The sequence below is a fragment of the Sphingobium sp. MP9-4 genome, from assembly GCF_005281675.1.
GTDB classification, from domain to species: Bacteria; Pseudomonadota; Alphaproteobacteria; order Sphingomonadales; family Sphingomonadaceae; genus Sphingobium; species Sphingobium yanoikuyae.
Window position 1 is genome coordinate 22,487 of sequence record NZ_LUFI01000064.1, and the last position, 9,873, is coordinate 32,359.

Consider the following 9,873-nt stretch of genomic DNA (forward strand, 5'->3'; position numbering starts at 1 on the left):
TTTCGGTGCCGAAAGATCAGGCGCGCGGGCGCGAAGCCCGCTACGGCTTACTTGATCTTGGCTTCCTTGAACTCGACATGCTTGCGCACGACCGGGTCATACTTGCTGAAGCTCAGCTTTTCGGTCGTGGTGCGCGGGTTCTTCTTGGTGACGTAGAAGAAGCCAGTGTCAGCCGTGCTGACGAGGCGGATCTTGACAGTTGCCGGCTTGGCCATGGCTTGGTCCCTGGTCTTGAAATAGCGTAAAAAGAAAAGCGGCCCTGTCGGACCGCCCCGTTTCAGCGGTGCCCCTTGGGGCAGATTCGCCCCGATGTCAAGGCTCGCGTGCCCAATGGAGGCTGCGCAACAGGCTTTACGGCCCTTTAACCCTATGCGCGCATGCTGTCAGGCGGGGCACGGATGAAGGGAGATGGCTCCATGCGACATGATCCGAAACTGGCGATTCTGGCGGACCTGCTGCGGCGGGTCGACGGACTCGCCGCCCAGCGCGGCCATGTGTCGGTGCCGCGCCTGCATGACGAGGTCGACCAGATCCGCCATATCGCGCGCGCCTTCCGCGTCGATAGCGTCGGCGACCTGGCCGCCACGCTCCAGTCGGTCCTCTCGCTAGACGGGCTCGATTCGGTGGTCCTCTCCTATCTCGACCGGATGCGGGACGCGATCGCCGACGAATTGCCGCCGCTCGACAATATTTTGCCGCCGGCCGCCGCGCCCGCTACGGTGCACCGCCTGCACGCCTGACGGGATTTGGAATGGACGCCTTGTTGATCGCCCTGCTGGGCTGCCTGTTCGGGGAAATCGGGGACAAGGGGCAGTTGCTCGTGCTGGCGCTCGCCCATCGCTATCAACGCGACGGGGCGATCATCGCCGGCGTCGCCGTTGCCGCCATCGCCAATGCAGCGCTTTCCGCGGCAGCGGGCGCCTGGATCGGGCCGATGCTGGGCCATGACGCACGGCTGTTGTTCATGGCGCTGTCGCTGCTGTTCCTGGGCGTCGGCCTGCTCTGGCCAGTGAAGATGCCTGACACGCTCGACGACTGGCGCATCGGGCCGTTCCTCACCACTGCGCTCGGCGTCTTCATCCTCGGCTTTGGCGACGGCCCGCAATTCCTGATTCTGGGCATCGCCACCCGCACGGCCGACCCGGCGCTGGCCGCGATCGGCGGCGCGATCGGCGTGATCGCCGCCAGCGTGCCAGTGATCCTGATGCGCGACCGGTTCCTCTCCGTGCTGCCGGTGCGCGCGATTCGGCTGGTCGGCGGCGGCATCGCCATATTGGCGGGTGCGGGCATGGCGATGAGCGCGATCGGCCGGCTCTGATCGATTCCCTTCATCAGCCTGACCGATAAATTGCCCAAAGATTTCCGACTTGCGGGGGCACCTTATTGACGGACAATCATTATATGTCCGAAATCAATTCCGCCCCAACAGGAGGACAATGCATGACCGCCCCCGATCTCAAGACGCCCACCGACCTCAAGAGCAACGCCACCAAGTCGGTCGCAGAGGCCCTGAACGGCGCCCTGGCCGACAGCTTTGCCCTCTATCTCAAGACCAAGAATTTCCACTGGCACGTCTCCGGCCCGCATTTCCGCGACTATCATCTGATGTTCGACGAGCAGGCGACCGAGATTCTGGACGTGACCGATCTGATCGCCGAGCGCGTGCGCAAGACCGGCAACACCACGCTGCGCTCGATCGGCGACGTCGCCCGTCATCAGACCGTCAAGGACAATGACGCCGATTTCGTCAGCCCGGCCGACATGCTCAAGGAACTGCGCGACGACAATCTGGCGCTGGTCGAAACCTTCCGCGCGGTGAAGGCCGCCGCTACCGAGGCAGGCGACAATGCGACCGAAGGCATTGTCGACGACTGGACCGACCAGGCCGAACAGCGCGCCTGGTTCCTGTTCGAGGCCGCCCGAGGCGCCTGAATCTGAAAAGGGCCTCCCGGCAAGTCGCCGGGAGGCCCTTTTCATGATCGCAATCGGTGAGGGGGCTTACGCCTCGTCCACCACCCCGATCGCCACGATCTCGATCGCGCCGTCCTTGCCGGCAAAATCGACCGCCTCGCCGATTTCGGCGTCCATCATCGCGCGAGCCAGCGGTGCGGAAAAGCTGATCCGCCCCTCATGCGGATCGGCCTCGTCATCGCCCACGATCGCCACGGTCTTCTCCTGCCGGTTCAGCCGATAGGTTACCCGCGTCCCGAACGCGACCGTCTCGCCATCAGGGGCCGGGCGCAGTTCCGCCGTCGCCAGCCGCGTGCGCCAATAGCGCAGCACTCGCTTGTGCTTCTTGGCGGCTTCCTCGTCCATCGCAGCGGTGTCGATCGCTTCCAGCGCCGCCACCTGTTCCTGCGTCAGCCGCAATCCGCGCGCCGTGACCCAGTTCGGCCCCAGCGGGATCGGCAGCTCGAACTTGGGCTCCATATGCTCATCGTCGCTCTCGCGACGAAAGGCGACACTCATCTTGCCTCTCCAGAATTCCAATAATGCGGGACGACGGGACCGAACTGGCCGGTCAATCCTCGTCGAACAGCCCTGCAAGCTGTTCAACCATCGTGCCGCCCAATTGTTCGGCGTCCATGATGGTCACGGCGCGGCGATAATAGCGGGTGACATCATGGCCGATGCCGATCGCCACCAGTTGCACCGGCGACCGGTTCTCGATCCAGTCGATCACCTGGCGCAGATGCCGCTCCAGATAGGTGCCGCTATTGACCGACAGGGTGCTGTCGTCGACCGGCGCACCATCGGAAATCACCATCAGGATGCGCCGCTCCTCGGGCCGCGCGATCAGGCGCGCATGCGCCCATAGCAGCGCCTCGCCGTCGATATTTTCCTTCAGCAGCCCTTCGCGCATCATCAGGCCCAGATTCTTGCGCGCCCGGCGCCAGGGTTCGTCGGCCTTCTTGTAGATGATGTGGCGCAGGTCGTTGAGCCGTCCCGGCATCGGCGGACGCCCCGCCGCCAGCCAGTCCTCGCGGCTCTGTCCGCCCTTCCAGGCGCGCGTGGTGAAGCCGAGGATTTCGGTCTTCACGCCGCAGCGTTCCAGGGTGCGGGCCATGATGTCGGCGCTGATCGCGGCGATGCTGATCGGCCGGCCGCGCATCGATCCTGAATTGTCGATCAACAGGGTGACGACGGTGTCGCGGAACTCGGTGTCGCGCTCGATCTTGTAGGTCAGCGACCGGGTCGGATCGATCACGATCCGCGCCAGCCGCGCCGCGTCAAGAATCCCTTCCTCCTGGTCGAAATCCCACGAGCGAAGCTGCTGCGCCATCAACCGGCGTTGCAACCGGTTGGCAAGCTTGGTGACGGCCCCCTGCAACGACACAAGCTGCTGGTCCAGAAAACCGCGCAGACGGTTCAGTTCATCCTCGTCGCACAGGTCGTCGGCGGTGACGACCTCGTCATGCTTCTGGGTGTAGGATTTATAGTCGAAACCGGGGGGCAGGTCGGATGTCGGCCGATTGGGCCGCACCGGCATCATGCCTTCCTCGCCCATATCGTCGGCGCCGTCTTCCGCGTCGGCGTCGAACTCCTCGCTATAGTCGGTGTCGCCCTCTTCGGTCTCGCCGCCCTGATCCTCGGACCGGGCTTCGGCGTTCATGTCGCTGTCGCCCGATTCCTCTTGGCCGGCATCGCCTTCTTCCTGCTCTTCCTCCTTGTCCTCGCCCTCATCCTCGGGTTCGGGGTCGTCGGTTTCGGGCGGCACGTCGGCATCGACCAGTTGCAGATGCTCCAGCATCGCCTGGGTCAGCTTCTGGAAGGCGCGCTGGTCGTCGATCGCCAGGCCCAGCGCGTCGAGATCGGTGCCCGCCTTGTCCTCGATCCACTGGTCGACCAGCTTCATCGCCGGCTGCAATTCCTCGGGCACCGCCTGGCCGGTCAGCCGCTCGCGCACCTTCAGCGCCAGCGCGGTCGACAGCGGCACCTCGTCCGCCGCCCGCGCCCGGCGGATCGGATCGGACTTCAGGCGCATCGCCAGCGCCTCATTGAGGTTCGCGCGCACGCCGTCCAGCGCCCGCGATCCGATCGCCTCGACCCGCGCCTGCTCGACCGCGTCGAACACCGCGCGCGCCACCGCTTCGCCTGGCGCCATCGCATTGTGCAGCCTGGCATTATGGTGGCGCAGCTTCAGCGCATTGGCATCGGCAAAGCCGCGCGCCAGTGCCACCTGATCGGCGGGCAAAGCGCGGCTGGGCGTCGGCACCTTGATCGCCTTGCCCACCATGTGCGGCGTGTCGGCGGTGAAGCTCACCTCCACCTCCATGTCGCGCGTCATCGCCCGCGCGGTGCCGGCCAGCACATCCTTGAAGGCGTCGAGGGGGGAACGTTCGGTCACCGGCCCTCCGGATCGCGCACGCGCGGCACGGCGATGGTCTCGATCTGCGTCTCGACCTCGCTCATCAGCTTGTGGACCGGGCATTTCGCCGCGACCGCGATCAGCTTTTCATGCTGCTCGTCGCTCATCGGGCCGGTCACGGCGATGCGGGTGGTCAGCTTGTAGATGCCGGCCCGCTCCTGGCTCGCATCGCGCACCACGCCGACATGGATATTCTCGACTGGAATGCCGTTGCGCTGGGCATACCAGAGCATGGTCATCGCCTTGCAGGCACCCAGCGCCGAATCATACAGGTCATGCGGGTCCGGCCCGGCGTCATGGCCGTCCGGCGCCGACATGTCGGCGACGATCTCATGGCCCCGGATGCTGATCCGGTGCGCACTGCCGCCATTGGGGTCGATCCGTTCGACGACGATCATGGGTCTGCCCTTTCGTTCAAGGGGCCGTGCGAAGGTTCAGTTCGCCCGGCTCGCCACGCTCTCGGGCAGATCCTTGCCAAAGACGCGCTGATAATATTCCGCCACCAGCGGCCGTTCCGCCTCATCGCACTTGTTGAGGAAGGACAGGCGGAAAGAGAAGCCGACATCCTTGAAGATCAGCGCATTCTGCGCCCAGCTGATCACGGTGCGGGGCGACATCACGGTCGAGATATCGCCGTTGATGAAGCCCTGGCGGGTCAGTTCCGCCACCTTGATCATGCTCTCGACCTCCTTGCGGCCGCCCTCATGATCATATTCGCCCGACTTCGCCAGCACCACCTGCGCCTCGGTCGCGGCGGGCAGGTAATTCAATGCCACCACCAGGTTCCAGCGGTCCATCTGGCCCTGGTTGATCTGCTGCGTGCCATGATAGAGGCCGGTCGTGTCGCCCAGGCCCACCGTGTTGGCGGTTGCGAACAGGCGGAAATGCGGGTTCGGCCGGATCACGCGATTCTGGTCGAGCAGCGTCATCTTGCCGTCGGTTTCCAGCACGCGCTGGATCACGAACATCACGTCCGGGCGACCGGCATCATATTCGTCGAACACCAGAGCGACCGGGCGCTGCAGCGACCAGGGCAGCAGGCCTTCCTTGAATTCGGTGACCTGCTGGCCGTCCTTCAGCACGATCGCGTCGCGCCCGACCAGGTCGATGCGGCTGATATGCGCGTCCAGGTTGATGCGGATGCACGGCCATTTCAGGCGCGCAGCGATCTGCTCGATATGGCTCGACTTGCCGGTGCCATGATAGCCCTGGACCATGACACGGCGGTTGAAGGCGAAACCGGCCAGGATCGCCAACGTGGTGTCCGGGTCGAACACATAGGCGGGGTCGAGGTCGGGCACGCGCTCATCGGCCTGGGAAAAGGCCGGGACCTTCATGTCGATGTCGATGCCGAACATCTCGCGCACATCGACTTCGCGGTCGGGCGCCTCCATCAGCGTCTCGGAACGGGCATCGGGCTGGATGTTGGAAATGTCGGTCATGTCGTCATCATCTTCCTGCGAGTCACTCTCGCCCTAAACGATCGGGCAAGGGTGTGTCGAGACAGTGGGGGCTGGATCGCGCGGGATCAAGCGGCCCATTCGGTCAGATTGGCCTCCTGTCCGACCAGTGCCAGCCCATGGGCGATCGATGTCAACTCGCCGCCGGTGGCAATCCGGTCATGGCCGAAACGGCGGAAGAAAATGTCGCGGATCGCCGGGATTAGCGACGATCCGCCGGTCAGGAACACCCGGTCGATGCTTTCCGGGGCGACATTGGCCTTGGCCAGCGCCTTGTCGACGGTCGCCTCGATCGCGGCGATGTCGGCCGCGATCCAGCGCTCGAAATCGGCGCGCGCGACCTCGGTCTCGATTCTGATCCCGCCGCCCTCGAAGTGGAAGTTGGCGCTGTCCGCGTCCGACAGGGCCCGCTTCAGCGCGCCGACCGCATCATAGAGCGGATAGCCCAGTTCCTTCTCGATCACGGTGATCATCCGGCCGATCGCGGCGGGATCGCGCGCCGCCTTCTGCAATTTGGCCAGCTCGTCCATCGTCCGCCGGTTGCGCATCAGCGCCAGGCGCGACCAGTCGGCGAAATCGGCGAAATAGCTGCGCGGTATCTCCAGTTCCTTGCCGAAGGAGGTGTAGGCGCCGCCCTTGCCCAGCATCGGCAGCACCAGTTGGTCCATGATGCGATAGTCGAACCGGTCACCGGCCAGGCCAATGCCCGCCGATCCCAGCGGCACGCAGCGCCGCGCCGCGCCCGGCGCCTCGACCCGCACCAGCGAAAAGTCGCTGGTGCCGCCGCCGAAATCCGCGACCAGGATGGTCGCCGCGCTGTCGAGCCGGCTGGCATAGCTGAACGCCGCGCCCAGCGGCTCATAGACATAATGGATCTCGCTGCCGAAGCCGGCGAACATCGCGTCATAGCGTTGCCGCGCCAGCGCCTCGTCGGGCCGGGCGCCGGCATATTCGACCGGCCGGCCGACGACGATCCGCTCCGGCCTTTTGTCCAGCGTGCCGCCGGCATGGCCGATCATCTTCCCCAGGAACATCTGCCCCAGTTCCTCGAAGCGATAGCGTTTCTCGAAGATGCTGGCGCTCTCGAAGATCGGGCTGGCCGCCACCGACTTGAAGGATTGCAGGAACCGGCTGTCCTCGGGAAATTCCAGATATTCACTGATCGCCCAGGGGCCGGCCTCATGCGCCATGCCGCCCTTCACATGGCTGTCATGCCAGAAGCACAGGGCAGACCGGAACACCGCGCCGGTCGCCTGCGCGCCGGCAAATTCGACCAGCTCCGATTGGCCGGCATGGGCGATGGCGGCGACGCTGTTGGTCGTGCCGAAATCAAGGCCCAGCGCGCGGGGCTGATCCTGCATGGGGTCTCTCCGGGAAAATCGAGGGCCGGGCGCTATGGCAGCGTCATTCCGGCGCGGCAAGGCCATCCTGTCCTACATCTGGGCGGGATGCCAGACCGGAATGGTGTGCAAATATGCGAAGTCAGGCGAACACCGGCGCCTTGCGCAGATGGCCATAGGCCTCGATCACGTCCTGCAACTGCCCCTCCTTGGTGCGGTCGCCGCCATTATGGTCGGGATGATAGCGGCGCAGCAATTCGGTATAGCGGGTGCGCAGCGCCTTGCGGTCGGCGTCGATCGGCAGGCCCATCACCGACAGCGCCTTGCGGTCCTCGGATGACAGGAACTGGCCGTCCTGCCTTCCCTGCGCATCGGCCCGTGCCTTGGCGACGCGCTCCTTGAACTTGGCGCCGATCGCGTCGAGCGGGTCCTGGAAGTCCGACCATTTGGGCGGCGGGCTGGCGGCATTGCTGGAAAAGGCGCGGGTCTCCCGCTCCCAGCCGGCATAGGGGCGCTGGGCCGCGGCAATCTCCTCCGGGCTCATGCCGGTGAAGAAATTATAACCCTGGTTGAAGGCGCGGACATGGTCCAGGCACAGCCAGCGCCATTGCGGCCCCTCGTGATGCGACCGGTGGCCATCCTGCAATGGCGCGCGAAATTCGCCCGGTTCCGGGCAACCGGGCACGGCGCAGGGGCGGTCGCTTTCCACGCGGCCATGGAAACGGTTGAAACGACGGGTCGAGAAGGGATCGCTGCTCAAGATTGTCCTGATGGAATGGCTGGCAAAGCAGCCTATATAGGGCGCATGACCACCGACCTCAAAGGCCCTGTCGCCACCGAAATCGAGGCGCGGCTGCGCGCCGCCCTGACTCCTGCCCATCTCGCCGTCATCGACGACAGCGAAAAGCATCGCGGCCATGCCGGCCATGACGGGTCGGGCGAAAGCCATTTCACCGTGGAGATCGTCGCCGAACGCTTTGTCGGCCAGAGCCGCGTTGCCCGCCAGCGCCTGGTCAATGCCGCGCTCGCCGACCTGCTGCGCGACAAGGTCCATGCCCTCGCGATCAAGGCCCGCGCGCCCGGAGAAGCCTGACCCCAACGACAGGAGCCGTCCCATGTCGAGCGACAATGTGCTGCTGCAGACGATCACGCCAACGACCCATGATCTGGGCGATTTCAAGGTGCATCGCGCGCTCCCGGCGAAGGAGCGGACCATGGTCGGCCCCTTCATCTTCTTCGACCAGGCGGGGCCGGCGCTATTGCCGACGGGGCAGGGGGTGGACGTCCGCCCCCATCCGCATATCAACCTGGCCACCGTCACCTACATGCTGGAGGGGACGTTCCTCCACCGCGACTCGCTCGGCACGCAGCAACTGATCGGCCCCGGCGCGGTCAATCTGATGACCGCGGGCAAGGGCATCGTCCATTCGGAACGCACCCCGCCCGCCGATCGCGGCCATGACAAGAGATTGCTGGCGATCCAGACCTGGCTCGCTTTGCCGGAGCGCGACGAGGAATGCGACCCGGCCTTCGAGCATGTCGAGGGTGGTGGTCTGCCGGTGCTGGAGGATCATGCCTCCTGGGCGCGGGTCATCATGGGCACGCTCTGGGGCGAGACGGCGCAGGTCTCGACCTATGCCGACACCATCTATGCCGATATCCAGCTGCGTCCCGGCGGCTCGATCCCGGTCGATGCCATTGCCGAGGAGCGGGCGCTCTATCTCTGGCAGGGATCGGCCACGCTCGACGGCGTCGAGCTGCTGCCCCAGACGCTCTATGTACTGCGTCCCGGCGTGCCGGCGACGCTGCACAGCGATCATGGCGCCAATCTCGTCCTGTGCGGTGGCGAGGCATTCGCGACCCCGCGCCATGTCTGGTGGAATTTCGTCTCCTCGACCAAGGACCGGCTGATGCAGGCGCGCGAGGATTGGGAGGCGATGCGCTTCCCGCTCATTCCGGGCGACGATCAGGAATTTATCCCGATCCCGCAGGGCCGGCCCAAGACCGTCAGCTACCCCTGACGGTCAGGCTTATTCGACGAAGGTCAGCGACAGATTCTCGGCATTCTTGGGAATGTCGATCCGGCTTTCGTTGATCGACGCTTCCTCGCCGGGCTTCAGCCGGGCCTTGTCCGCCTTGGTGGTCCAGCTGAACACCAGCCGGTTCTGCCGGTCGCGCAGCTGCACCAGCACCGGCGGCACCGGCAGCGCCTGCTTGCCGCTGTTCACGATCCGCGCGCCAAAGGCGAAATATTCCTCGCCGGTGGGCAGCTTGCGCCGCTCGGCAGGCTTGGAGAGATAGAAGAGCAGGTCCGGATCGCCCTCTTCGGCGACCAGGCCCATATTCACCGCCCAGGCCGGTGGCCCGAAATAATGGAGCGCAGCGCCGGCGGCCGCGACCAGCAGGAAGAAGAGGACGGCGGCCCAGGTCAGCAGCTTGGCGCCATTGCGCCGACGCTTGGCCGGCAGCGACGGCGGCGGTGGCACCTCTTCGGCCGGCTGCGATACGCCGGCATAAATGTCGTCGAACCGGTAATCGGGCGCGATCGCCGGCGTCGGCTCGGCCGCAGGTTCGATCGGCGGCGGTGCAGCGGCCTCCGGCTGCGCGGGTGCGACCGGTTCCGGCTCGGGCGCCGGCGTGAATCGCATCGGCGCTTCGGCGGGCGCGGCTTCCACGGGGGGCGGTGGTGGCGGTGGCGGCGGAG

13 protein-coding genes are annotated in these 9,873 nt (G+C 65.6%); 5 read left to right on the top strand and 8 right to left on the bottom strand.

What is annotated here, in order from left to right; translation table 11 throughout:
• Positions 1-47 precede the first annotated feature (47 nt).
• The gene (rpmG, locus tag A0U87_RS20035; RefSeq protein WP_004208953.1) at positions 48-215 is read right to left on the bottom strand and encodes a 50S ribosomal protein L33; all 168 of its coding nucleotides are present in this window, start codon (positions 213-215) and stop codon (positions 48-50) included.
• Positions 216-416: 201 nt separating this feature from the next.
• Between rpmG and A0U87_RS20040 the strand changes: the two genes are divergently transcribed.
• The 3 genes from A0U87_RS20040 to A0U87_RS20050 all read left to right on the top strand — a co-directional run bounded on the left by A0U87_RS20040 (position 417) and on the right by A0U87_RS20050 (position 1,932).
• On the top strand, positions 417-740 hold the full coding sequence (locus A0U87_RS20040; protein WP_004208952.1) for a hypothetical protein: 324 nt from the start codon (positions 417-419) through the stop codon (positions 738-740).
• A gap of 11 nt (positions 741-751) precedes the next feature.
• Positions 752-1,318, top strand: a complete 567-nt coding sequence (locus tag A0U87_RS20045) for a TMEM165/GDT1 family protein (RefSeq protein ID WP_004208951.1) — start codon at positions 752-754, stop codon at positions 1,316-1,318.
• Positions 1,319-1,440: 122 nt separating this feature from the next.
• Entirely contained in the window at positions 1,441-1,932 is a 492-nt protein-coding gene (locus A0U87_RS20050) for a DNA starvation/stationary phase protection protein (RefSeq protein ID WP_048938547.1), read from the top strand.
• Between the two features lie 66 nt (positions 1,933-1,998).
• Here the strand turns inward: A0U87_RS20050 and A0U87_RS20055 are convergent, their stop codons facing one another.
• The 6 genes from A0U87_RS20055 to A0U87_RS20080 form a co-directional block, all read right to left on the bottom strand.
• The gene (locus A0U87_RS20055) at positions 1,999-2,469 is read right to left on the bottom strand and encodes a GreA/GreB family elongation factor (protein ID WP_048938548.1); all 471 of its coding nucleotides are present in this window, start codon (positions 2,467-2,469) and stop codon (positions 1,999-2,001) included.
• Between the two features lie 52 nt (positions 2,470-2,521).
• Positions 2,522-4,348, bottom strand: a complete 1,827-nt coding sequence (cobT, locus tag A0U87_RS20060; protein WP_048938549.1) for a cobaltochelatase subunit CobT — start codon at positions 4,346-4,348, stop codon at positions 2,522-2,524.
• On the bottom strand, positions 4,345-4,767 hold the full coding sequence (locus A0U87_RS20065; RefSeq protein WP_137405922.1) for an OsmC family protein: 423 nt from the start codon (positions 4,765-4,767) through the stop codon (positions 4,345-4,347). The genes cobT and A0U87_RS20065 overlap by 4 nt, the downstream gene beginning before the upstream one ends.
• 36 nt (positions 4,768-4,803) lie before the next feature.
• Positions 4,804-5,811, bottom strand: a complete 1,008-nt coding sequence (cobS, locus tag A0U87_RS20070) for a cobaltochelatase subunit CobS (protein WP_048938551.1) — start codon at positions 5,809-5,811, stop codon at positions 4,804-4,806.
• Between the two features lie 86 nt (positions 5,812-5,897).
• Positions 5,898-7,190 (bottom strand): Hsp70 family protein, encoded by a 1,293-nt coding sequence (locus tag A0U87_RS20075; protein WP_048938552.1) that lies wholly within the window; start codon positions 7,188-7,190, stop codon positions 5,898-5,900.
• 121 nt (positions 7,191-7,311) lie between these two features.
• Positions 7,312-7,929, bottom strand: a complete 618-nt coding sequence (locus tag A0U87_RS20080) for a J domain-containing protein (protein ID WP_048938553.1) — start codon at positions 7,927-7,929, stop codon at positions 7,312-7,314.
• 45 nt (positions 7,930-7,974) lie between these two features.
• Here A0U87_RS20080 and A0U87_RS20085 point away from each other — a divergent pair, with 45 nt between their 5' ends.
• Positions 7,975-8,262 (top strand): BolA family protein, encoded by a 288-nt coding sequence (locus A0U87_RS20085; RefSeq protein ID WP_004208941.1) that lies wholly within the window; start codon positions 7,975-7,977, stop codon positions 8,260-8,262.
• A gap of 22 nt (positions 8,263-8,284) precedes the next feature.
• Positions 8,285-9,190: a pirin family protein gene (locus A0U87_RS20090; RefSeq protein ID WP_048938554.1), complete on the top strand. Its 906-nt coding sequence runs from the start codon at positions 8,285-8,287 to the stop codon at positions 9,188-9,190.
• 9 nt (positions 9,191-9,199) lie between these two features.
• Here the strand turns inward: A0U87_RS20090 and A0U87_RS20095 are convergent.
• Positions 9,200-9,873, bottom strand: a 674-nt coding sequence (locus tag A0U87_RS20095; protein ID WP_137405923.1) for a thioredoxin, incomplete at its 5' end; no start/stop codon positions are given.

What these genes read in the sequence shown, in the direction of transcription:
- rpmG (WP_004208953.1), bottom strand. Translation starts at nt 215, where the DNA reads ATGGCCAAGCCGGCAACTGTCAAGATCCGCCTCGTCAGCACGGCTGAC.
- A0U87_RS20040 (WP_004208952.1), top strand. Translation starts at nt 417, where the DNA reads ATGCGACATGATCCGAAACTGGCGATTCTGGCGGACCTGCTGCGGCGG.
- A0U87_RS20045 (WP_004208951.1), top strand. Translation starts at nt 752, where the DNA reads ATGGACGCCTTGTTGATCGCCCTGCTGGGCTGCCTGTTCGGGGAAATC.
- A0U87_RS20050 (WP_048938547.1), top strand. Translation starts at nt 1,441, where the DNA reads ATGACCGCCCCCGATCTCAAGACGCCCACCGACCTCAAGAGCAACGCC.
- A0U87_RS20055 (WP_048938548.1), bottom strand. Translation starts at nt 2,469, where the DNA reads ATGAGTGTCGCCTTTCGTCGCGAGAGCGACGATGAGCATATGGAGCCC.
- A0U87_RS20065 (WP_137405922.1), bottom strand. Translation starts at nt 4,767, where the DNA reads ATGATCGTCGTCGAACGGATCGACCCCAATGGCGGCAGTGCGCACCGG.
- cobS (WP_048938551.1), bottom strand. Translation starts at nt 5,811, where the DNA reads ATGACCGACATTTCCAACATCCAGCCCGATGCCCGTTCCGAGACGCTG.
- A0U87_RS20075 (WP_048938552.1), bottom strand. Translation starts at nt 7,190, where the DNA reads ATGCAGGATCAGCCCCGCGCGCTGGGCCTTGATTTCGGCACGACCAAC.
- A0U87_RS20085 (WP_004208941.1), top strand. Translation starts at nt 7,975, where the DNA reads ATGACCACCGACCTCAAAGGCCCTGTCGCCACCGAAATCGAGGCGCGG.
- A0U87_RS20090 (WP_048938554.1), top strand. Translation starts at nt 8,285, where the DNA reads ATGTCGAGCGACAATGTGCTGCTGCAGACGATCACGCCAACGACCCAT.